Genomic DNA, 21,955 nt, shown 5'->3' on the forward strand with positions numbered 1-21,955 from the left:
TGTGCTAGAGTGGCGCCACTTTTTTTTCGGGGATATGCCACTGTGTGGGAACTGGTTCAAGCCGGCGGCTGGATGATGCTGCCGATCATTCTGAGTTCGATCGCCGCCACCGCCATCGTCGCGGAGCGCCTGTGGACGCTGCGCAAGAGCCGCGTCGCGCCGCCCGAGCTGCTCGGCCAGGTGTGGAAGCAGATCAAGGGCAAGCAACTGAGCGCCCAGAAGCTCAAGGACCTGCGCGCCAACTCGCCGCTGGGAGAGATCCTCGCCGCCGGTCTGGCCAACTCCAAGCACGGTCGCGAGATCATGAAGGAGTGCATCGAGGAGGCTGCTTCCGGTGTCATCCACGAGCTGGAGCGCTACCTCAACGCCCTCGGCACCATCGCCGCGATGGCGCCGCTGCTGGGCCTGCTGGGTACGGTGTTCGGCATGATCCAGATCTTCGGCGCCTTCATGGACAACGGCATGGCCAACTCGCCGATGCTCGCCGCGGGCATCTCCAAGGCATTGATCACCACCGCCGCCGGCCTGCTGGTGGCGATTCCGGCGGTGTTCTTCCATCGCTACCTGCTGCGGCGGGTCGACGAACTGGTGATCGCCATGGAGCAGGAGGCCATCAAGCTGGTGGAAGTGGTGCAGGGCGATCGTGAAGTCGACTACGTCGAGGAAGGCAAAGCGTGAAATTCCGCCGCAGACGGGCGGGTGCCGCCCGTGAAGACGTCTTCATCAACCTGGCGTCGCTGATCGACGTGATCTTCGTCCTGCTGCTGTTCTTCGTGGTCAGTACCACCTTCACCCGCCCCGAGCAGCTCAACATCGAGCTGCCATCGGCGGAGAGCGGCGAAACCGCCGGCACCGAGCAGAAGCAACTGGAACTCTCGGTGGATGCCGAGGGGCACTACGCCTTGAACGGGCAGGCGCTGGCCAAGAGCGACCTGGCCACCCTGATGGCGGCGATGCAGCGTGAATCGGCGGGCGACAACAACCTGCCGGTGGTGATCAGCGCCGATGCCAAGTCCACCCACCAGTCGGTGGTCACGGCGATGGACGCAGCGGGCAAGCTGGGCTTCGTCCACCTGCGCATCACCACGGTCGAGAACACGGCGGCCAAGCCCTGATGTCGTTCTCCGAGCGACTGCTCGCCGCCTGGTACCAGGGGCATCCGGCGCTGGCGCTGCTGCGTCCGCTGGAGGCTCTCTATCGTCGGGTGGCGAACGGCCGCCGGGCGGACTTCCTGTCCGGGCGCAAGCCCGCCTACCGGGCACCGCTGCCGGTGCTGGTGGTAGGCAACATCACCGTCGGCGGAACCGGCAAGACGCCGATGATCCTCTGGATGATCGAGCACTGCAGGGCTCGCGGCTTGCGGGTTGGCGTGATCAGCCGCGGCTATGGTGCCCGGCCGCCCACCACGCCGTGGCGGGTGCGGGCCGAGCAGGACGCCGCGGAGGCCGGCGACGAACCGCTGATGATCGTCCGGCGCAGCGGCGTGCCGCTGATGATCGACCCGGATCGTCCGCGCGCCCTGCAGGCGCTGCTCGCCGAAGAGCAGTTGGACCTGGTCCTCTGCGACGATGGCTTGCAGCACTATCGCCTGGCGCGCGATCTGGAACTGGTGCTGATCGATGCCGCGCGCGGTCTCGGCAATGGTCGTTGCCTGCCGGCCGGTCCGTTGCGCGAACCGGCGGAGCGTCTGGAAAGCGTCGACGCGCTGCTTTACAACGGCGCCGACGAGGATCCTGACGGCGGTTACGCATTCCGCTTGCAGCCTACTGCGCTGATCAACCTGCAGAGCGGCGAGCGCCGACCGCTGGAGCATTTTCCCGCGGGCCAGGAGGTCCATGCCCTGGCCGGGATCGGCAATCCGCAGCGTTTCTTCAGGACGCTCGAGGCGCTACACTGGCGGGCGATTCCGCATGCCTTCCCGGATCACGCGACCTACACGGCGGCCGAACTGGCGTTCAGCCCGCCGCTGCCGCTGCTGATGACCGAGAAGGATGCCGTTAAATGCCGGGCTTTCGCAGCGGCCGACTGGTGGTACCTGGCGGTCGATGCGGTGCCTTCCCCAGCATTCGTCGCCTGGTTCGACGCCCGACTCGAGCATCTCCTGGCGCGCTGACCGGCGGCCGTGCCGCCATTGTATGAAGGACTCCGCCATGGACCCGAAACTCCTCGATATCCTTGCCTGCCCGTTGACCAAGGGCCCGCTGGTGCTCAGCGAAGACAAGACCGAACTGATCAGCAAGCAGGCCGGCCTGGCCTATCCGATCCGCGACGGCATCCCGGTGATGCTGGAGAGCGAGGCTCGCTCCCTGAACGTGGACGAGCGGCTGGACAAGTAATGACCCAGGCGTTCACTGTCGTCATTCCCGCCCGCTACGCCTCCACTCGCCTGCCCGGCAAGCCATTGCAGGATATCGCCGGCCAGCCAATGATCCAGCGCGTCTGGAACCAGGCCCGCAAGAGCGCCGCCAGCCGCGTGGTCGTCGCCACCGACGACGAACGCATCCTGGCGGCGTGCCAGGGGTTCGGCGCCGAGGCGCTGCTGACGCGTGCCGAGCACAACTCCGGCACCGATCGCCTGGAGGAAGTCGCTTCCCGGCTCGGCCTGGCCAGCGATGCCATCGTGGTCAACGTCCAGGGCGACGAACCGCTGATCCCCCCGGCGCTCATCGACCAGGTGGCGGCCAACCTGGCGGCGCACCCGGAAGCTGCCATCGCTACCCTGGCCGAGCCGATCCATGAGGTCTCCGCGCTGTTCAATCCGAACGTGGTCAAGGTCGCCACCGACATCGACGGCCTGGCCCTGACTTTCAGTCGTGCGCCCTTGCCCTGGGCTCGTGACGCCTTCGCCCGCGATCGCGACAGCCTGCCGGAGGGCGTGCCCTATCGTCGCCACATCGGCATCTACGCCTATCGCGTGGGTTTCCTTGCCGATTTCGTCGCCTGGGGACCGTGCTGGCTGGAGAACGCCGAAAGCCTCGAGCAATTGCGCGCGCTCTGGCACGGGGTGCGAATCCATGTGGCCGATGCCCGCGAAACCATGCTTCCGGGCGTGGATACGCCGGAAGACCTCGAACGCGTTCGCCGCGTACTGGGGGGCTGATGCGCGTCCTGTTCGTCTGCCTGGGCAACATCTGCCGGTCGCCCACCGCCGAAGGCGTGTTCCGGCGCAAGGTCGAGGAGGCCGGGCTGGCTTCCCGCATCCATGTCGATTCCGCCGGTACCGCCGGCTGGCATGTCGGCAAGGCGCCTGACCAGCGCACCCGCCTGGCCGCGCAAAGGCGTGGCTACGACCTGTCGGCACTGCGTGGACGCCAGGTCGGCATCGAGGATTTCTCCCGCCATGACCTGATCCTGGCCATGGACCTGTCCAACCTGGCTGACCTCGAGACCCTGCGTGCCGGGCGCGGTGCCGCCGAACTGGATCTGTTCCTGCGTCGCTACGGATCCGAGCGGGACGAAGTGCCCGATCCCTACTATGGCGGCGAAGAAGGCTTCGAGCAGGTCCTCGACCTGATCGAACATGCCTGCGACCGTCTGTTGATCGAAGCCAAGGGGCGACTGTGAGCCTGGAACTGCAAGAGCATTGCTCGCTGAAGCCCTATAACACCTTCGGCATCGACGTGCGCGCCCGCCTGCTGGCCCACGCCCGGGACGAGGCTGATGTGCGCGAGGCCCTGGCCCTGGCTCGGGAGCGTGGATTGCCGCTGCTGGTGATCGGTGGTGGCAGCAACCTGCTGCTGACCCGTGACGTCGAGGCGCTGGTTTTGCGCATGGCCAGCCAGGGGCGGCGAATTGTTTCCGATGCCGCGGATTCGGTGTTGGTCGAGGCGGAGGCGGGCGAGGCCTGGGACCCATTCGTACAATGGAGCCTGGAGCGGGGCCTGGCCGGTCTGGAAAATCTCAGCCTGATTCCCGGCACCGTGGGTGCGGCGCCGATGCAGAACATCGGCGCCTATGGCGTGGAGCTGAAGGATGTCTTCGACAGCCTGACGGCGCTGGATCGCCAGGATGGAACCCTGCGTGAGTTCGATCGCCAGGCCTGCCGTTTCGGCTACCGCGACAGCCTGTTCAAGCAGGAGCCTGATCGCTGGCTGATCCTCCGCGTGCGCCTGCGCCTGACACGGCGGGAGAGGCTGCACCTGGACTACGGGCCGGTACGCCAGCGCCTGGAGGAGGAGGGCATCGCCAGTCCGACGGCCAGGGACGTAAGCCGGGTAATCTGCGCCATTCGCCGGGAAAAGCTGCCCGACCCCGCCGTATTGGGCAATGCCGGCAGCTTCTTCAAGAACCCGCTGGTGGATGCGGCGCAGGCCGAACGCTTGTGTCAGGCCTTCCCGGATCTGGTTGGCTATCCGCAGGCGGACGGTCGGCTGAAGCTGGCTGCAGGCTGGCTCATCGACAAGGGCGGCTGGAAGGGCTTTCGCGATGGCCCGGTGGGGGTACACGCGCAGCAGGCGCTGGTTCTGGTCAACCATGGCGGTGCCACCGGTGCCCAAGTCCAGGCATTGGCGGAGCGTATCCAGGAGGACGTCCGTCGGCGTTTCGGCGTCGAATTGGAGCCTGAACCCAATCTCTACTGAGGGTGCGGCTGGAGAATGAAAAAGGGATGCCGGCGGCATCCCTTTTTCATTGTGCGTGTTCGGCGGCTCTGGTCATGACGGGCGGTATGCCGGAGTGCCGCGGAATGACACGCAAAAAAAAGGGGATGCCATGGCATCCCCTTTTTTCAGTCTGTCACTCAGGCATGCGGGCGCGAGGTTTCGCTTTCCTCGGTCTTTTTCGCGTGCTCCGTGTCGGTGGCGTCTTCGCCGGAAGCTTCAGGCTCGGCCTGTACCGCTTCCTGGGCTTCGTCCGCCTGGGACGGAACGTCGGCCTGGGCGATTTCTTCAGCCTGGGGTGCAGCAGGTTCCTCCTGGGCCGACGCTTCCTCGCTCGCTACAGCCGGGACCTCCTCGACGGCGGGAGCGGCCTGAGCTGCCGCTTCGGCTGCTGCTGCGGCTTCGCGTGCCAGACGCTCGGCTTCGCGTTGCAGGCGACGTTTTTCCCGTGGGTCGTTGAGGGCACGGCCGGTCGCGTTGGCCGGCACCGCCGCGATGGCCGGGGTCGGCTCCTCGGTGGTTGCGGGCTCGCTAGGGGCTGCTGCTTCGACGGGCACCGGGGCGGCAACTTCTTCGGCCGCTTCCGTTGCCGGTTGCACGGCGCTCTCGGCGTCTTCGCGGCTTTCCACGCTTTCGCTGGCGAAGGGAGCTTCTTCAGTGACTTGCGCGACCAGCAGGGTGCTCTGGTCGGCTTCGTCCCGGACCACGCTGACGGTCACCGGCGCTTCGATGTCGGCGGTTTCGTCGGCATTGGCCTCGCTGTCCGCGCCCTGGGTTTCGACGGCTTCGCTGGTCGGTGCGTCGGTTTCATCGCTTGCCGTGGTTTCGCTGGCAGCCTCGCTGGTAGTGGCCGGGGCTTGCTCCACGTTTGCTTCTACGGCTTCGCTGGCGACAGCGATACCGGCAGCAGCGGCGGCTGCGACGGTGTTCAGCGGCGCGGCGGCGTTATCGGTCGCCTCGCTGCCTTCCAGCTCGCCGCTGACCTCGCGCTGGCGTTCGCGGCGGTTGCTGCGACGACGCTGGCCGCGGGAGCGGCGGCGCGGGCGCTCGCCATCGGTATCGTCCTGCTCGTCCTGCTCCAGGCTCTCGTCGTTCGGCAGCGCCTCGGCTTCCAGGGCCGCGGCGTCGCGAGCCTGGTGATCCTCGCGCGGCTGGCGCTCTTCGCGGGCCGGGCGCTCGGCGCGTTCTTCACGGCCTTCGCGGGGTTGGCGCTCTTCGCGGGCCGGGCGTTCGGCGCGCTCTTCGCGGCGGCGTTCGCTGCGTTCCTCGCGACCTTCGCGGCCTTCGCGCGGCTGGCGCTCTTCGCGGGGTGTCCGCTCGGCGCGCTCTTCACGGCCTTCGCGCGGCTGGCGCTCCTCGCGAGCCGGACGCTCGGCGCGCTCTTCGCGGCGGCGTTCGCTGCGCTCTTCGCGGTTCGGGCGTTCGGCGCGCTCTTCGCGCGGTTGACGCTCTGCACGCTCCTCGCGGGGTTTGCGCTCTTCGTCGCGGCGATTGCCATCGCGGCCATCGCGGCGGCGGTTCTGCTGGCGGCCGTTGCGACGCTCGTCCTGGCGGGTTTGGCGCTCGGCAGCCGGCTTGCTGGTTTCAGCAGGCTTGGCGGCAGGTTGATCCTTGCCTGCGAACAGGCCGACCAGGGACTTCACCAGGCCCTGGAACAGGCTCGGCTCGGGCATCGGCTTGGCCGGCTCGACCGGTGCTTCGGTGTGTTGCGGTGCGGGCTGCTGGGGAGCGACGGTCTTGACTGCTGCTTCCTGGCGGACCAGGGTGCGGGTCGAGCTGACCGGCTGGGCTTCTTCGTGCTCGACGGTGGCCATTTCGTAGCTGGTCTGGCCGGCAACCAGTTCGGGGCTGTCATCGCGCAGACGCTGCACTTCGAAATGCGGGGTTTCCAGATGATCGTCCGGCAGGATGAAGATGCGCGCGCGGGTACGCAGTTCGATCTTGGTGATGGCGTTGCGCTTCTCGTTGAGCAGGAAGGCGGCGACCTGGAAGGGCACGCGGGCGCGGACTTCCGCGGTGCGGTCCTTCAGGGCTTCTTCCTCGATCAGGCGCAGGATGGCCAGCGACAGCGACTCGACGTCGCGGATGATGCCCTGGCCGTTGCAGCGCGGGCAGACGATGCCGCTGGTCTCGCCGAGGGACGGACGCAGGCGCTGGCGGGACATTTCCAGCAGGCCGAAGCGCGAGATGCGACCGACCTGGACGCGCGCGCGGTCGGCCTCGAGGGCTTCGCGGACACGCTCTTCCACGGCGCGCTGGTTCTTCGCCGGGGTCATGTCGATGAAGTCGATGACGATCAGGCCGCCGATGTCACGCAGGCGCAGCTGGCGGGCGATTTCCTCGGCCGCTTCCAGGTTGGTCTGCAGGGCGGTTTCCTCGATGTCGCCGCCCTTGGTGGCGCGCGCCGAGTTGATGTCGATGGAAACCAGGGCCTCGGTCGGGTCGATGACGATGGAGCCGCCGGACGGCAGCTTCACTTCGCGCTGGAAAGCGGTCTCGATCTGGCTCTCGATCTGGAAGCGATTGAACAGCGGAACGCTGTCCTGGTACAGCTTCACCTTGCTGGCGTACTGCGGCATCACCTGGCGGATGAAGTTCAGGGCTTCTTCCTGGGCGTCGATGCTGTCGATCAGCACTTCGCCGATGTCCTGGCGCAGGTAGTCGCGGATGGCGCGGATGATGACGTTGCTTTCCTGGTAGATCAGGAAGGGCGCGCCACGTTCGCCGGACGCTTCCTTGATCGCGCTCCACAGTTGCAGCAGGTAGTCGAGGTCCCACTGCAGTTCCTCGGTGCTGCGGCCGAGGCCGGCGGTGCGCACGATCAGGCCCATGTCGGCCGGTGCGTTGAGGCCGTTCAGGGCCTCGCGCAGCTCGTTGCGCTCTTCGCCTTCGATACGGCGGGAGATGCCGCCGGCGCGCGGGTTGTTCGGCATCAGCACCAGGTAACGGCCGGCCAGGCTGATGAAGGTGGTCAGGGCGGCGCCCTTGTTGCCGCGCTCTTCCTTCTCGACCTGGACGATGACTTCCTGGCCTTCGCTCAGGACTTCCTTGATGTTGATCCGGCCTTCGGGGGATTTCTTGAAGTATTCGCGGGAGATTTCTTTGAGGGGGAGGAAGCCGTGGCGTTCGGCGCCGAAGTCGACGAAGGCGGCTTCGAGGCTGGGTTCGACGCGAGTGATGCGGCCTTTGTAGATGTTGGCCTTCTTCTGCTCGCGGGCGCCCGACTCGATGTCGAGGTCGAACAGGCGTTGGCCGTCGACCAGTGCAACACGCAACTCCTCGGGTTGAGTCGCGTTGATCAGCATTCTTTTCATGTAGTACCAATGGTTTCCGGGGCTACCGGAAACGGCGATCGGCACACACGACTCTCACGGTCGGTGCTCGGGCGCGTATTCAGGAATGGCGGGCCATTCCCGTGTCCAGCGGCGCTCGGCACTGGGTGCCGGTCCGCGACTACGTCTCCTGCTTCCTGTGTTTCAGAAGCACTTGAGTCAGGAGGAGGAATCGGCTGTCGGAGGCGGACGAAAAATGCGTCTGGATCAAGCTAGAAGCTACGCAGTCCAACAGCCGTACATCTCCACCCTACACATGTTCCTTAAGAATCGGGCGCCGCTCGCAGTATCCGGAGCGGGTTGGCATCTCGCGCTCACCGAAGTGGTCGCGGCTCATGTTTCAAGGCTTTGGTTTCGAGTCGTTAGCGGGTTGGAAATTTTCGTATTTCCGCTGAAACGCCTCTGTAGGACGGCCTGACGTCCGTTCAAAGTGTTTGCAGGCGAGGGGGAAATGCAGGTTGGCAATCATCCGCAGGCCAGGCCGCTTATGGCGGCTTCCCGACTATAGCAGCAATGATTAAGTGCTTCAATTGAATGAAAAATTGTTATGATGTACGGATGACTACTCCCGCCTCTCCGACCACCGGTGTCCAGCTGCTCGATGTGCCGCCGGAACTGGCTGGTCAACGTATCGACAATTTCCTTATCGCCCGTCTCAAGGGTGCGCCCAAGACCCTGATCTATCGCATCCTGCGAAAGGGCGAAGTGCGCGTGAACAAGGGGCGGATCAAGCCCGACTATCGGCTCCAGGCCGGAGACCAGGTGCGCGTGCCGCCGCTGCGCCTGGCCGAGCGTGATGAGCCGGCGCCGCTGGCGCAGGGGCTGCTGGAGCGGATGGAGGCGGCGATCGTCTACGAGGACAAGGCGCTGATCGTGGTCAACAAGCCCGCCGGGCTCGCCGTGCATGGCGGCAGCGGCGTGAGCGCCGGGGTCATCGAGGTGTTTCGCCAGTTGCGCCCCGATGCCAAGGATATCGAATTGGTGCATCGTCTCGATCGCGATACCTCCGGCCTGCTGATGATCGCCAAGAAGCGCAGCATGTTGCGTCACCTGCATGAGGCCCTGCGGGGCGAGAAGATTGTCGACAAGCGCTATCACGCCCTGGTCCGTGGCCACTGGCCGGCTGGCAAGAAGAACGTGCGCGCGCCGCTGCTGAAGAACAACCTGCGTTCGGGTGAGCGAATGGTAGAGGTGAACGTCGAGGGCAAGGACGCGCTGACCGAGTTCCGGGTGCTGCGTCGCTTCGGCGATTTCGCCACCCTGGTGGAAGCACGCCCGATCACCGGGCGGACCCACCAGATCCGCGTGCATGCCAAGCACGCCGGGCATGCCATCGCCGGCGACCCGAAGTATGGCGACGAGGATTTCTCCCGCGAGATCCGCGAGCTGGGCGGCAAGCGCCTGTTCCTGCATGCCGCGCAGTTGCGCGTGCCGCTGCCCGACGGGCAGGTGCTGGAGCTGGAGGCGCCGGTGGACGAGATGTGGCAGCGTTCGCTGGAGCGTTTGAATGACTGACTACGCGTTGCTGGTATTCGATTGGGACGGCACCCTGGTCGACTCGATCGCGCGCATCGTCGATTCGATGAAGGCGGCGGCGCGGGAAACCGCTCTGCCGGAGCGGGACGATACCCGGATCAAGGGCATCATCGGCCTCGGCTTGCCCGAGGCGATCGCTTCGCTCTATCCGGAGGTTGGCGATCCTGCTCTGGTCGAGCGTTTCCGGTGTGCCTACAGCGAGCATTACCTGGCGCAGGAAGCGCAGCCGTCGCGGTTGTTCCCCGGCGTGGCCGAAGCCATGGTGCATTTTCGCGAGGCCGGGTTCCGCCTGGCGGTCGCCACCGGCAAGAGTCGGCGCGGCCTGGACCGGGTGCTGGCGGGGCATGGCTGGAGCGATTTCTTCGATATCACCCGCTGCGCCGACGAAACGGCCAGCAAGCCGGACCCGTTGATGCTCCACGAGATCCTGGCGCACTGCCGGGTCGAGCCGGGGCGGGCGCTGATGATCGGTGATTCGCCGTTCGACCTGGAAATGGCGCGACGGGCGGGGATGGATTCGGTTGCGGTGGCCTATGGCGCCCAATCGCTGGAGCAGTTGCGGCCTTATGCGCCGCGGCTGGAAGTTGAGCATTTCACCGAGTTGCGCGCCTGGTTGGGCGGTGCTCGACGTGAGGCGGTTTCAGGAGTGGTTGAGCATGTCTGACGAGTGGAAGTCGGAAACGCCGAAGGCGAATGACGACAAGAGCTGGAAGCTGCTGGAAAAGGCGGTCCTCGCCGGGGTCCAGGAGCAGCGGCGGGCGCGGCGCTGGGGGATATTCTTCAAGTCGCTGACCTTCATCTATCTCTTTGTCGTGCTGCTGGCCTTCAGTCCGTTCGGCAGCCTGGAGAAATCGGCCTCGCGCAGCGGTAGCCACACGGCACTGATCGAGGTGAAGGGCATGATCGCCGACGATGAGCCGGCCAGTGCCGACAATATCGTCACGGCCCTGCGCGCGGCGTTCAAGGATGAGGGTACCAAGGGGATCGTCCTGCGGATCAACAGTCCGGGCGGCAGTCCGGTGCAGTCGGGCTATATCTATGACGAGATTCGTCGCCTGCGCGGCGAGCACCCGAACGTCAAGGTCTATGCGGTGATCAGCGACCTGGGTGCCTCCGGCGCCTACTACATCGCCAGCGCCGCCGACCAGATCTACGCCGACAAGGCCAGCCTGGTCGGCTCCATCGGTGTGACGGCGGCCAGCTTCGGTTTCGTCGGCACCATGGAGAAGCTCGGTGTCGAGCGGCGCGTCTATACCTCCGGCGAGCACAAGTCGTTCCTCGATCCTTTCCAGCCGCAAAAGCCCGAGGAGACCCAGTTCTGGCAGCAGGTGCTGGATACCACCCACAAGCAGTTCATCGACAGCGTGAAAAAAGGGCGCGGCGACCGGCTCAAGGTCGAGGGGCATCCGGAGCTGTTCTCGGGTCTGGTCTGGTCCGGCGAACAGGCATTGCAGCTGGGTTTGATCGACGGCCTGGGCAATGCCAGCTATGTGGCGCGCGAAGTGGTGAAGGAGAAGAAGATCGAGGACTACACCGTGCAGGAGTCGCCTTTCGATCGCTTCGCCAAGAAGTTCGGTGCCAGTGTGGCGGAGCGCCTCGCGCTGTGGATGGGCTGGCAGGGGCCGGTACTGCGCTGAGGGTGTTTCCCTTCCTTATATAAAGAAGCCCGGCCGAAGCCGGGCTTCTTTATATGGAATGCCGGCTCAGGGGATTTCGACGCCTTCCTCGAGGAGCATGTCGACCAGGCGGATCAGGGGCAGTCCCACCAGGCTGGTGGCGTCCTCTCCTTCGGTGGAGCGGAACAGGCTGACGCCCAGGCCTTCCGCCTTGAAGCTGCCGGCGCAGTCCAGCGGGCGTTCCGCTTCGACGTAGCGGCGGATGCGGCTCTCGTCGAGGTGGCGGAAGTGCACGGTGAACGGCACGCATGCCACCTGGATGCGTCGGCTGGCGCTGTTGAGGAGGGCCACTCCGGTGAGGAAGGTCACGCTCTTGCCGCTGGCGTCCCGTAGCTGCTGGATGGCGCGTTCGGGGGTGTGCGGCTTGCCGAGGATGTTGCCGTCGAGTACGGCGACCTGGTCGGAGCCGATCACCAGGTGTTGCGGATAGCGTCCGGCCAGCGCTTCGGCCTTGCTGGCGGAAAGGCGGCACACCAGTTCCTCGGCACTTTCCCCGGCGCGATGGCTTTCGTCGATATCGGGGCTGGCGCTTTCGAAGGGAAGGCGCAGGCGGGTCAGGAGTTCGCGTCGGTAGGGGGAGCTGGAGGCGAGGATCAGGTCGGGCATGAGGTTCTCCATGGCGAGCGGCCGATTTTAACGAAAAGACTCGTCCTTACAGCGGTTTATGGCTAATTTCCTTTGACAGGCGCGGGGGCGTCCCTATAATGGCGCGCTTATGTTGAATGGGCCGATTCCACCTCATATCGATCCGCGCAAGTTGGTCGACCGCGGCGCCACCCTCGAGGGTGTGTACGCGCTCGCCGATATGCCGCGTGTATGCGAGCAACTGACCAGCGATGCCGGTGAGGTGCGCGTGAAGGTTTCCTTCGAGCGCGACCACCAGAAGCTGGCGGTCATGCATATGCAGCTCGATACCGAGGTGAGCATGGTATGCCAACGCTGCCTGGATGCGGCGGCCATTCCCGTGCATGGCGAATATACCTACGCCATTCTTCGGGAAGGTCAGTCCGCCGACGGTCTGCCGAAGGGGTACGATGCGCTGGAAGTGGGGGAGGAACCCCTGGACCTGCTGGCGCTGGTCGAGGACGAGCTGTTGCTCGCCTTACCCATCGTTCCGGCCCATGACCCCGAAGTATGTCAGCACCCGGCTGGATTCGTCGTCGAAGACGAGCCGGAGTCGAGCGAAGTCGAGGACAAGCGTCCTAATCCGTTCAGCGTACTGGCACAGTTGAAGCGTGACCCAAACGTTTAGGAGTTAATCAATCATGGCTGTTCAGCAGAACAAAAAGTCTCGTTCCGCTCGTGACATGCGTCGTTCCCACGATGCGCTCGAGTCCAATGCTCTGTCCGTGGAAAAGAGCACCGGTGAAGTCCACCTGCGCCACCACGTATCCCCGGACGGCTTCTATCGCGGCCGTAAGGTAGTAGACAAGGGCTCCGACGAGTAATCCTTGTCCGCACCAATCATCGCGATTGATGCAATGGGTGGGGACTTCGGTCCCCACTGCGTTGTTCCGGCCTCTATTGCCTTCCTGGCCGAGAATTCCTCTTCGCAACTGATCCTCGTCGGTCAGCCTGCCCTCCTCGAAGAACTCCTTTCCCGCTATCCGTCGCTCGACCGGCAGCGCCTGCGTGTGCATGCGGCCAGCGAAGTGATAGGTTCAGACGAACGTCCCTCCCAGGCCTTGCGTGGCAAGCCGGACGCTTCCATGCGCGTGGCGCTGGAGCTGGTCCGCGACGGCCGGGCGCACGCGTGCGTCAGCGCCGGCAATACCGGGGCGTTGATGGCGCTGTCGCGGCACCTGCTGAAGACCCTGCCCGGTATCGACCGCCCTGCGATGGTGACGGCGGTTCCGACCGAGAAGGGGCATTGTCATCTGCTCGACCTCGGCGCCAACGTGGATTGCAGTGCCGAGCATCTCTATCAGTTCGCGGTGATGGGCGCGGTGGCGGCAGAGGCCTTGGGCTGCGTCTCGCCCCGGGTCGCCCTGCTCAACGTGGGGACCGAGGAGATCAAGGGCAACCAGCAGGTCAAGCTGGCGGCGAGTCTGTTGCAGAAGGCGCAGGGGTTGAATTTCAGCGGATACATAGAGGGCGATGGCCTGTATCGCGGCGAGGCCGACGTGGTGGTCTGCGACGGTTTCGTCGGCAACATCCTGCTGAAGGCCAGCGAAGGCCTGGCTGCCATGGTGTCGGCGCGGATCGAACAGCGCTTCCGCGATGGACTGGCGGCGAAGCTGGTCGGTGCGCTGGCGTTGCCGCTGCTGCGCCGGCTGCGCGGCGATATCGCTCCGGCACGCTATAACGGCGCCAGTTTCCTCGGATTGCAGGGGATAGTGGTGAAAAGCCATGGGTCTGCCGCCGAGGAGGGTTTCCAGAGCGCCTTGCGTCGCGCGGCACTGGAAGTCCGGGAAAACCTGCCGCAACGATTGCATGGCCGTCTCGAGCATCTGCTGCTCTAATGTGTGACCGGGCGGTCCAGGCAGCCATCCAACACTCAGTTTCCTGCGCCAGTCGCGGCTGGCGCGTTATCTCCGACGAGCAAAAGACCACAAGGGACCTATTCAATGTCTGCATCCCTCGCATTCGTCTTCCCTGGCCAGGGTTCGCAATCCCTCGGCATGCTGGCCGAGCTGGGCGCCCAGCAGGCGCTGGTGCGCGATACCTTCGCCGAGGCCTCTGAGGCGCTCGGTTACGACCTTTGGGCGCTGGTCCAGAATGGTCCTGAAGAGCGCCTGAACCAGACCGACAAGACCCAGCCGGCCATCCTCACGGTTTCGATCGCGCTCTGGCGCCTCTGGCTGGCCGAGGGCGGTGCGCGCCCAGCGTTCGTCGCCGGGCACAGCCTGGGCGAATATTCCGCGCTGGTCGCGGCCGAAAGCCTGGCGTTCGCCGATGCGGTCAAGCTGGTCGAGCGTAGGGGCCAACTGATGCAGCAGGCGGTTCCGGCGGGGCAGGGCGGCATGGCCGCGATCCTTGGCCTGGAAGACGCCGATGTATTGGCGGCCTGTGCCGAGGCGGCCCAGGGCGAGGTGGTCAGCGCGGTCAACTTCAACGCGCCGGGGCAGGTAGTGATCGCCGGTGCTGCGGCTGCCGTTGAGCGTGCCATCGAGGCATGCAAGGCACGCGGCGCCAAGCGCGCGGTGGCGCTGCCAGTCAGCGTGCCGTCGCATTGCGAACTGATGCGTCCGGCCGCCGAGCAGTTCGCCGCCTCGGTCGAAAGCCTGCAGTGGCAGGCGCCGAAGATTGCGCTGGTGCAGAACGTCAGCGCCGCCGTGCCGGCTGATCTCGATACGCTGCGCCGCGACCTGCTGGCACAGCTGTACAGCCCGGTTCGCTGGGTGGAGAGCATCCAGCTGCTGGCGGAAAAGGGCGTCACCGAGCTGGTCGAGTGCGGGCCGGGCAAGGTCCTGGCAGGCCTCAACAGGCGCTGCGCGAAGGGCATCAATACCCATGGCCTGGATGGCGTCGAGGCGTTCGCCGCCACGCGCGCCGCCCTGGCCTGAGAGAGAGAAAGGAGAGAATCCCATGAGTCTGCAAGGTAAGGTCGCATTGGTAACCGGCGCCAGCCGTGGCATCGGCCAGGCGATTGCGCTGGAACTGGGGCGCCTGGGTGCCGTGGTCATCGGCACCGCGACCAGCGCGTCCGGCGCCGAGAAGATCGCCGAAACCCTCAAGGCCAATGGCGTCGAGGGTGCGGGCCTGGTCCTGGACGTTTCCAGCGACGAATCCGTAGCCACGACCCTGGAGCACATCCAGCAGCATCTCGGCCAACCGCTGATCGTGGTCAATAACGCCGGCATCACCCGCGATAATCTGCTGGTGCGCATGAAAGACGACGAGTGGTTCGATGTGGTCAACACCAACCTGAACAGTCTCTACCGTCTGTCGAAAGCCGTTCTGCGCGGTATGACCAAGGCCCGCTGGGGGCGCATCATCAACATCGGTTCCGTGGTCGGCGCCATGGGCAATGCCGGGCAAACCAACTATGCCGCGGCGAAGGCCGGCCTGGAGGGCTTCACCCGTGCGCTGGCCCGGGAAGTCGGTTCGCGTGCCATTACCGTGAATGCGGTGGCGCCGGGCTTCATCGACACCGACATGACCCGCGAGCTGCCGGAAGCCCAGCGCGAAGCGCTGCTGGGCCAGATTCCGCTGGGTCGCCTGGGGCAGGCGGAAGAGATCGCCAAGGTGGTCGGCTTCCTCGCTTCGGACGGCGCAGCCTATGTGACCGGGGCCACCGTGCCGGTCAATGGTGGGATGTACATGAGCTGAATGTGACGTTACCTTTCTCGGGTCTGTCATAAGCGCTGTCTAGAATTCGTTGCGGAATTGCAGCCGGGTTATTAGATAGAATTATCGAAGTGGCCGTGGGAAGGTGAGGCGTTCAGCTTGAAAAGCAGAAAACCCTTTCTATACACTTACCCGCAGCCCAGCTGCTCGGATTTTCCATAGGAGTGAAAACAAGGTATGAGCACCATCGAAGAACGCGTTAAGAAGATCGTCGCTGAACAACTCGGCGTGAAGGAAGAAGAAGTCACCAACAGCGCTTCCTTCGTCGAAGACCTGGGCGCCGACTCCCTTGACACCGTCGAGCTGGTGATGGCTCTGGAAGAGGAATTCGAGACCGAAATCCCTGACGAGAAAGCTGAAAAGATCACCACCGTTCAGGAAGCCATCGACTACATCGTTGCTCACCAGCAATAAGTAGTCGTCGGATTTTCCGACGTGGAAAAGCCGCACAGCCTGTAAGGGCGTGCGGCTTTTCTTTAGCGCCTTACCTACTCTGGTAGTCTGTCGGCGCAACCCCGTGAAATGAGAAAGAGGAAGTCGTAGTGTCGCGTAGACGCGTCGTCATTACTGGCATGGGCATGCTGTCGCCGCTGGGCCTGGATGTCCCGAGCAGTTGGGAAGGTATTCTCGCCGGTCGCAGCGGGATCGCCCCGATCGAGCATATGGACCTGTCCGCCTATTCCACCCGCTTCGGTGGTTCGGTCAAGGGTTTCAATGTCGAGGAATACCTGTCCGCCAAGGAAGCCCGCAAGCTCGACCTGTTCATCCAGTACGGTCTCGCCGCCAGCTTCCAGGCCGTTCGCGATTCCGGCCTGGAGGTCACCGACGCCAATCGTGAGCGTATCGGCGTATCCATGGGTTCCGGTATCGGCGGCCTGACCAATATCGAGAACAACTGCCGATCCCTGTTCGAGCAGGGGCCGCGGCGCATCTCGCCGTTCTTCGTGCCCGGTTCGATCATCAACATGGTTTCCGGCTTCTTGTCGATCCACCTGGGTCTGCAGGGGCCCAACTACGCCCTCACCACCGCCTGCACCACCGGTACCCACAGCATCGGCATGGCTGCTCGCAACATCGCCTATGGCGAGGCCGACGTGATGGTCGCCGGCGGTTCCGAAATGGCTGCCTGCGGTCTCGGCCTGGGTGGTTTCGGCGCGGCTCGCGCGCTCTCCACTCGCAACGACGAGCCGACCCGTGCCAGCCGTCCGTGGGACCGGGATCGCGACGGCTTCGTCCTGTCCGACGGTTCCGGCGCCCTGGTGCTCGAAGAACTGGAGCACGCCCGTGCCCGCGGCGCGCGGATCTATGCCGAGCTGGTTGGCTTCGGCATGAGCGGCGACGCCTTCCACATGACCGCGCCGCCGGAAGACGGCGCCGGTGCCGCCCGCTGCATGAAGAACGCGCTGCGCGATGCCGGCCTGGATCCTCGCCAGGTCGATTACATCAACGCCCATGGCACCTCCACCCCGGCCGGCGACATCGCCGAGATCGCCGCGGTGAAGAGCGTGTTCGGCGAGCATGCCCATGCGCTGTCGATGAGTTCGACCAAGTCGATGACCGGCCACCTGTTGGGTGCCGCCGGTGCGGTGGAGGCGATCTTCAGCGTGCTGGCCCTGCGCGACCAGGTTGCCCCGCCGACCATCAACCTGGACAACCCGGACGAAGGTTGCGACCTCGACCTGGTGGCCCATGAAGCCAAGCCGCGCAAGATCGACGTGGCCCTGTCGAACTCGTTCGGTTTCGGCGGGACCAACGGCACCCTGGTGTTCCGCAGGTTCGCCGACTGATGCTGGACTGGGTCGACGGCCGGCCCGCCGCCGAGCTGTCCGTGCGCGATCGCGGACTGGCCTATGGCGACGGGCTGTTCGAGACCCTGGCGGTGCGCGCCGGCACGCCGCGTCTTCTGGAGCGCCACCTGGCGCGCCTGGAAGAGGGGGGTCGGCGCCTGGCGATCCCTCTCGACACCGCGGCGTTGCGCCAGGAGTTGCTGGCGTTCTGCGCGGCGCTGGGCGACGGTGTCGCCAAGCTGATCGTCACCCGCGGCGAGGGTTTGCGTGGCTACGCGCCGCCTGCCGAGGCCTCGCCGCGGCGAATCCTCTCCGGATCGCCGCGTCCGGCCTATCCCGAGCGCCACTGGCAGCAAGGCGTGCGCCTGTTCGCCTGCCGCACGCGCCTGGCCGAGCAGCCCCTGCTGGCCGGCCTCAAGCACCTCAATCGCCTGGAGCAGGTCCTCGCCCGTGCCGAGTGGAGCGACGCCGGGCATGCCGAAGGGCTCATGCTGGACGTGCACGAGCGGGTGGTGGAGGGGGTGTTCAGCAACCTGCTGCTGGTTCTCGACGGCACCCTCGTAGCGCCTGACCTGTGGCGCTGCGGCGTCGCTGGAGTGATGCGCGCGGAATTGCTCGAGCGCGCCGAAGGAATCGGCGTCCCGCTGGCGATACGGGATGTTTCCATGGCTGAACTGGCGACGGCCGACGAGGTCTTTCTGTGCAACAGCCAGTTCGGCATCTGGCCGGTCCGGGCATTGGACGAGCACGTCTGGCCGGTCGGCAAGCTGACCCGTAAACTGCAAGACCAACTTCGCGACGACCTGGATTTCTGACTTTGATGCGCAAACTGCTGGTGCTGCTGGAGAGTGGCCTGTTGTTCGTTGGCCTCTGCGTCGGCCTGGCTGCATGGCAGCAGCAGCGGGCGCTGGAGCAGCCCCTGCAATTGACCGAGGAGCGCCTGCTGGACGTTTCCTCGGGCTCCACGCCGGGCGGCATGCTCGCGCGTCTGGAGCAGGAAAAGGTGCTCCATGGCGCGTTCTGGCTGCGCCTCTACTGGCGTTTCAACCTGCCGGGCCAGGCCCTGCACAGCGGCGAATACCGCCTCTTGCCGGGGATGAAGGGCGCCGACCTGCTGGAACTCTGGCGTGAAGGCGAGGTGGTGCAGTACAGCCTGACCCTGGTCGAGGGCTGGAGTTTCCGCCAGGTGCGCGAAGCGCTCGCCAGGCAGGGCAAGCTGGAGCAGACCCTGGCCGGCCTGAGCGACGGCGAGATCATGCAACGCCTCGGCAAGCCCGACGAAGTGGCCGAAGGGCGCTTCTTCCCCGATACCTACCGCTACACCCGTGGCATGCGCGACATCGACATACTGCGCAAGGCCTACCAGCGCATGCAGACCATCCTCGCCAAGGAATGGGATGGCCGCAGCCAGGACCTGCCTTATCGCGACGCCTACCAGGCGCTGATCATGGCCTCGCTGGTGGAAAAGGAAACCGGCGTGCCGGAAGAGCGTTCGCAGATCGCCGGCGTCTTCGTCCGCCGCCTGCAGCGCGGCATGCTGTTGCAGACCGATCCGACGGTGATCTATGGCATGGGCGAGCGCTACAACGGCAAGATCACCCGCGCCGACCTGCGCGAACCGACCCCTTACAATACCTATGTGGTGCCGGGCATGCCGCCGACCCCGATCGCCCTGGCCGGGCGCGAGGCGATTCGCGCCGCGCTGCATCCGGCCGAGGGTGAGACCCTGTATTTCGTGGCGCGCGGCGATGGCAGCCATGTGTTCTCCAGCAGCCTGGACGAACACAACAAGGCGGTCCGCGAGTACCAGTTGAAGCGTCGCTCGGACTATCGCTCCAGCCCCGCGCCCATCACCCCGCCGCCACAATGAGCGGCGCAGCCAAGATAAGGAGTGCCGTGTGACCGGCCTGTTCGTCACCCTGGAGGGCCCGGAAGGGGCCGGCAAGAGCACCAACCGCGACTACCTGGCCGAGCGCCTGCGCGAGCGCGGCATCGAGGTGCAGTTGACCCGCGAGCCTGGCGGCACGCCTCTCGCCGAGCGCATCCGTGAACTGCTGCTGGCGCCCAGCGACGAGCCGATGGCCGCCGATACCGAGCTGTTGCTGATGTTCGCCGCGCGGGCCCAGCATCTCGCCGGGGTCATCCGCCCGGCGCTGGCGCGCGGGGCCGTGGTGCTCTGCGATCGCTTCACCGATGCCACCTATGCCTACCAGGGCGGCGGGCGCGGTTTGCCGGAGGCGCGCATCGCCGCGCTGGAAAGCTTCGTCCAGGGCGACCTGCGGCCCGACCTCACGCTGGTCTTCGACCTGCCGGTGGAAATCGGCCTGGCGCGGGCGGCGGCGCGTGGCCGGCTCGACCGTTTCGAGCAGGAGGACCGACGCTTCTTCGAGGCCGTGCGTCAGACCTACCTGCAGCGCGCCGCGCAGGCCCCGGAGCGTTACCAGGTGCTCGATGCCGGGTTGCCGCTGGCCGAGGTGCAGGCTGGCCTGGATCGGCTGCTGCCGAATCTGCTGGAGCGTCTGAATGGCTGATATCTATCCCTGGCAGCAGGCGCTCTGGAGCCAACTGGGCGGCCGCGCCCAGCACGCCCACGCCTATCTGCTCTACGGTCCCGCCGGGATCGGCAAGCGTGCCCTGGCCGAGCATTGGGCCGCCCAACTGCTCTGCCAGCGGCCTGCCGCCGCTGGCGCATGCGGCGAGTGCAAGGCCTGCCAGTTGCTGGCCGCCGGTACCCATCCGGACTACTTCGTGCTGGAGCCGGAGGAGGCGGAGAAACCGATCCGGGTCGACCAGGTCCGCGACCTGGTTGGCTTCGTGGTGCAGACCGCGCAACTGGGCGGGCGCAAGGTCGTGTTGCTCGAACCCGCCGAGGCGATGAACGTGAACGCCGCCAACGCCCTGTTGAAAAGCCTTGAAGAGCCGTCGGGCGATACCGTGCTGCTGCTGATCAGCCACCAGCCCAGCCGCCTGTTGCCGACCATCAAGAGCCGCTGCGTGCAGCAGGCCTGCCCTTTGCCGGGCGCGGCGGCGAGTCTGGAATGGCTGGCGCGGGCCCTGCCCGACGAGCCGGCCGAGGCCCTGGAGGAACTGTTGGCGCTTTCCGGCGGCTCGCCGCTCACCGCCCAGCGCCTGCACGGCCAGGGCGTGCGCGAGCAGCGCGCGCAGGTGGTCGAGGGGGTGAAGAAGCTGCTCAAGCAGCAGATCGCCGCCAGCCCACTGGCCGAAAGCTGGAACAGCGTGCCGTTGCCATTGCTCTTCGACTGGTTCTGCGACTGGACGCTGGGCATCCTGCGCTACCAGTTGACCCACGACGAGGAGGGGCTGGGGTTGGCCGACATGCGCAAGGTGATCCAGTACCTGGGCGACAAATCCGGGCAGGCCAAGGTGCTGGCCATGCAGGACTGGCTGCTGCAACAGCGGCAGAAAGTGTTGAACAAGGCCAACCTCAACCGTGTCCTGCTTCTCGAAGCCCTGCTGGTGCAGTGGGCAAGCCTGCCCGGGCCGGGCTAGAATCCCGCTGATATTCGACTGGCAGGAACCTGCATGAGTTTGCCACCCAATCTGGGGCCGCGTAACGGCATCCTGTCCTTGACCATCAAGGACAAGTCCGTGCTGTACGCCGCCTACATGCCGTTCATCAGGAACGGCGGGCTGTTCATTCCCACCAACAAGAACTACAAGCTCGGCGACGAAGTCTTCATGCTGCTCAACCTGATGGAAGAGCCGGAGAAGATCCCGGTGGCCGGCAAGGTCGTCTGGATCACCCCGAAGGGCGCCCAGGGCAACCGTGCGGCTGGCATCGGCGTGCAGTTCAACGACGGTGACAACACCGCCCGCAACAAGATCGAAACCTACCTGGCCGGGGCGCTGAAGTCGGACCGGCCGACCCACACGATGTAACGCTAGACAGGATCATGCTGGTCGATTCCCACTGCCACCTCGATCGCCTCGACCTGGCCGCCCATGGCGGCTCGCTCGATGCGGCGCTGGATGCCGCGCGAGCGCGTGGCGTCGGTCAATTCCTCTGCATCGGCGTCAGCGCCGACAATGCCCAGGCGGTGAAGGCCCTGGCCGAGCGCTATGCCGACGTGCACTGTTCGGTGGGCGTGCACCCGCTGGACCTGGAGCCCGGAAGCGCGCCAGCGCTGGACTGGCTGCTGGGCGAACTGGCGCATCCGCGGGTGGTGGCGATCGGCGAGACCGGCCTCGACTACCACTACGAACCGGAAGCCGCCGAGTTGCAGCAGGAGGCGTTTCGCCTGCACCTGGAAGCCGCGCGGATCACCGCCAAGCCAGTGATCGTGCACACCCGCGAGGCGCGCGCCGATACGCTGGCGCTGCTGCGCGAGGCGGCGTTGCCGCAGGCCGGCGTGCTGCATTGCTTCACCGAGGACTGGGAGATGGCGCGATCGGCGCTGGACCTGGGCTTCTACATTTCCCTGTCCGGCATCGTCACCTTCCGCAATGCCGATGCCCTGCGCGAGGTGGCTCGCCAGGTACCAGCCGACCGGCTGCTGGTGGAGACCGACTCGCCCTACCTGGCGCCGATTCCCCATCGCGGCAAGCCGAACCTGCCGGAATACGTGCGCGATGTCGCCGAATTCCTCGCGACGTTGCGTGGCGTCAGCCTGGAAACCCTGGCGGAGCAGACTACCGCCAATTTCCATCGGCTGTTTCCGTTGGCCCGCTAGGCCGGCGCACGGATAAAAAAAACCCGGGTTCTGGGGGATGAATCC

Annotated in this window: 25 protein-coding genes; 23 read left to right on the forward strand and 2 right to left on the reverse strand. The window is 65.7% G+C overall.

The annotated features are described in order from the left end of the window. The first annotated feature begins 42 nt into the window (after positions 1–42). From HMPREF3014_RS10065 to murB, 7 genes are read left to right on the forward strand one after another with little or no spacing between them, the layout of a single operon-like run. Complete coding sequence (locus tag HMPREF3014_RS10065; RefSeq protein WP_003091163.1) at positions 43–678, forward strand: MotA/TolQ/ExbB proton channel family protein; 636 nt, start codon at positions 43–45, stop codon at positions 676–678. Further along, positions 675–1,115: an ExbD/TolR family protein gene (locus HMPREF3014_RS10070; protein WP_003091161.1), complete on the forward strand. Its 441-nt coding sequence runs from the start codon at positions 675–677 to the stop codon at positions 1,113–1,115. The genes HMPREF3014_RS10065 and HMPREF3014_RS10070 overlap by 4 nt, the downstream gene beginning before the upstream one ends. After that, positions 1,115–2,113 (forward strand): tetraacyldisaccharide 4'-kinase, encoded by a 999-nt coding sequence (gene lpxK / locus HMPREF3014_RS10075; RefSeq protein ID WP_003091159.1) that lies wholly within the window; start codon positions 1,115–1,117, stop codon positions 2,111–2,113. Before HMPREF3014_RS10070 ends, lpxK begins: the two co-directional genes overlap by 1 nt. Before the next feature lie 37 nt (positions 2,114–2,150). After that, the gene (locus HMPREF3014_RS10080) at positions 2,151–2,336 is read left to right on the forward strand and encodes a Trm112 family protein (RefSeq protein WP_003091157.1); all 186 of its coding nucleotides are present in this window, start codon (positions 2,151–2,153) and stop codon (positions 2,334–2,336) included. Then, entirely contained in the window at positions 2,336–3,100 is a 765-nt protein-coding gene (gene kdsB, locus HMPREF3014_RS10085; RefSeq protein WP_003091155.1) for a 3-deoxy-manno-octulosonate cytidylyltransferase, read from the forward strand. The genes HMPREF3014_RS10080 and kdsB overlap by 1 nt, the downstream gene beginning before the upstream one ends. Further along, entirely contained in the window at positions 3,100–3,564 is a 465-nt protein-coding gene (locus tag HMPREF3014_RS10090; RefSeq protein ID WP_003106924.1) for a low molecular weight protein-tyrosine-phosphatase, read from the forward strand. The genes kdsB and HMPREF3014_RS10090 overlap by 1 nt, the downstream gene beginning before the upstream one ends. Further along, positions 3,561–4,580: a UDP-N-acetylmuramate dehydrogenase gene (murB, locus tag HMPREF3014_RS10095; RefSeq protein WP_009876758.1), complete on the forward strand. Its 1,020-nt coding sequence runs from the start codon at positions 3,561–3,563 to the stop codon at positions 4,578–4,580. The genes HMPREF3014_RS10090 and murB overlap by 4 nt, the downstream gene beginning before the upstream one ends. 158 nt (positions 4,581–4,738) lie before the next feature. Here the strand turns inward: murB and rne are convergent, their stop codons facing one another. Then, a complete protein-coding gene (gene rne, locus HMPREF3014_RS10100) occupies positions 4,739–7,912 on the reverse strand; it encodes a ribonuclease E (RefSeq protein ID WP_070734524.1) in 3,174 nt (1,057 codons plus the stop codon). A 576-nt stretch (positions 7,913–8,488) separates the two neighbouring features. Between rne and rluC the strand changes: the two genes are divergently transcribed. Genes rluC through sppA form a run of 3 tightly spaced genes read left to right on the forward strand, consistent with a single transcriptional unit; the run spans position 8,489 to position 11,103 of the window. Next, the gene (gene rluC, locus HMPREF3014_RS10105; RefSeq protein ID WP_023086058.1) at positions 8,489–9,445 is read left to right on the forward strand and encodes a 23S rRNA pseudouridine(955/2504/2580) synthase RluC; all 957 of its coding nucleotides are present in this window, start codon (positions 8,489–8,491) and stop codon (positions 9,443–9,445) included. After that, the gene (locus tag HMPREF3014_RS10110; RefSeq protein WP_003104140.1) at positions 9,438–10,130 is read left to right on the forward strand and encodes an HAD-IA family hydrolase; all 693 of its coding nucleotides are present in this window, start codon (positions 9,438–9,440) and stop codon (positions 10,128–10,130) included. Before rluC ends, HMPREF3014_RS10110 begins: the two co-directional genes overlap by 8 nt. Beyond that, positions 10,123–11,103, forward strand: coding sequence for a signal peptide peptidase SppA (gene sppA, locus HMPREF3014_RS10115; RefSeq protein ID WP_003091146.1), 981 nt, complete (start codon positions 10,123–10,125; stop codon positions 11,101–11,103). Before HMPREF3014_RS10110 ends, sppA begins: the two co-directional genes overlap by 8 nt. Positions 11,104–11,169: 66 nt before the next feature. Here sppA and HMPREF3014_RS10120 read toward each other — a convergent pair whose 3' ends face one another. Then, entirely contained in the window at positions 11,170–11,748 is a 579-nt protein-coding gene (locus tag HMPREF3014_RS10120) for a Maf family protein (RefSeq protein WP_023086059.1), read from the reverse strand. Between the two features lie 109 nt (positions 11,749–11,857). Here HMPREF3014_RS10120 and HMPREF3014_RS10125 point away from each other — a divergent pair, with 109 nt between their 5' ends. From HMPREF3014_RS10125 to HMPREF3014_RS10185, 13 genes are all read left to right on the forward strand, one after another. Further along, positions 11,858–12,394, forward strand: a complete 537-nt coding sequence (locus HMPREF3014_RS10125; protein WP_003091144.1) for a YceD family protein — start codon at positions 11,858–11,860, stop codon at positions 12,392–12,394. Positions 12,395–12,407: 13 nt separating this feature from the next. Further along, on the forward strand, positions 12,408–12,590 hold the full coding sequence (rpmF, locus tag HMPREF3014_RS10130; protein WP_003091143.1) for a 50S ribosomal protein L32: 183 nt from the start codon (positions 12,408–12,410) through the stop codon (positions 12,588–12,590). Between the two features lie 3 nt (positions 12,591–12,593). Next, positions 12,594–13,604: a phosphate acyltransferase PlsX gene (plsX, locus tag HMPREF3014_RS10135; protein WP_071533934.1), complete on the forward strand. Its 1,011-nt coding sequence runs from the start codon at positions 12,594–12,596 to the stop codon at positions 13,602–13,604. A gap of 105 nt (positions 13,605–13,709) precedes the next feature. Then, complete coding sequence (gene fabD / locus HMPREF3014_RS10140) at positions 13,710–14,648, forward strand: ACP S-malonyltransferase (RefSeq protein ID WP_003091139.1); 939 nt, start codon at positions 13,710–13,712, stop codon at positions 14,646–14,648. Between the two features lie 22 nt (positions 14,649–14,670). After that, positions 14,671–15,414 carry a 3-oxoacyl-ACP reductase FabG gene (gene fabG / locus HMPREF3014_RS10145; protein WP_023087168.1) on the forward strand — a complete coding sequence of 248 codons (744 nt, stop codon included), beginning with the start codon at positions 14,671–14,673 and terminating at the stop codon, positions 15,412–15,414. A gap of 195 nt (positions 15,415–15,609) precedes the next feature. Further along, positions 15,610–15,846: an acyl carrier protein gene (gene acpP, locus HMPREF3014_RS10150; RefSeq protein ID WP_003091135.1), complete on the forward strand. Its 237-nt coding sequence runs from the start codon at positions 15,610–15,612 to the stop codon at positions 15,844–15,846. Between the two features lie 128 nt (positions 15,847–15,974). Further along, positions 15,975–17,219, forward strand: a complete 1,245-nt coding sequence (gene fabF / locus HMPREF3014_RS10155) for a beta-ketoacyl-ACP synthase II (RefSeq protein ID WP_003104132.1) — start codon at positions 15,975–15,977, stop codon at positions 17,217–17,219. Beyond that, complete coding sequence (gene pabC / locus HMPREF3014_RS10160; protein ID WP_023087169.1) at positions 17,219–18,034, forward strand: aminodeoxychorismate lyase; 816 nt, start codon at positions 17,219–17,221, stop codon at positions 18,032–18,034. The genes fabF and pabC overlap by 1 nt, the downstream gene beginning before the upstream one ends. Before the next feature lie 5 nt (positions 18,035–18,039). Next, positions 18,040–19,089: an endolytic transglycosylase MltG gene (gene mltG, locus HMPREF3014_RS10165; RefSeq protein ID WP_003104128.1), complete on the forward strand. Its 1,050-nt coding sequence runs from the start codon at positions 18,040–18,042 to the stop codon at positions 19,087–19,089. A gap of 28 nt (positions 19,090–19,117) precedes the next feature. Next, on the forward strand, positions 19,118–19,750 hold the full coding sequence (gene tmk / locus HMPREF3014_RS10170; protein ID WP_003091125.1) for a dTMP kinase: 633 nt from the start codon (positions 19,118–19,120) through the stop codon (positions 19,748–19,750). Next, entirely contained in the window at positions 19,743–20,729 is a 987-nt protein-coding gene (locus tag HMPREF3014_RS10175; RefSeq protein ID WP_003104126.1) for a DNA polymerase III subunit delta', read from the forward strand. Before tmk ends, HMPREF3014_RS10175 begins: the two co-directional genes overlap by 8 nt. Positions 20,730–20,762: 33 nt before the next feature. Continuing rightward, complete coding sequence (locus tag HMPREF3014_RS10180; RefSeq protein WP_003091119.1) at positions 20,763–21,119, forward strand: PilZ domain-containing protein; 357 nt, start codon at positions 20,763–20,765, stop codon at positions 21,117–21,119. A gap of 14 nt (positions 21,120–21,133) precedes the next feature. Next, complete coding sequence (locus HMPREF3014_RS10185; protein ID WP_003091117.1) at positions 21,134–21,910, forward strand: TatD family hydrolase; 777 nt, start codon at positions 21,134–21,136, stop codon at positions 21,908–21,910. The last annotated feature ends 45 nt before the right edge of the window (positions 21,911–21,955 follow it).

The sequence above is a fragment of the Pseudomonas sp. HMSC065H01 genome (assembly GCF_001815235.1).
Classification (GTDB): domain Bacteria; phylum Pseudomonadota; class Gammaproteobacteria; order Pseudomonadales; family Pseudomonadaceae; genus Pseudomonas; species Pseudomonas aeruginosa.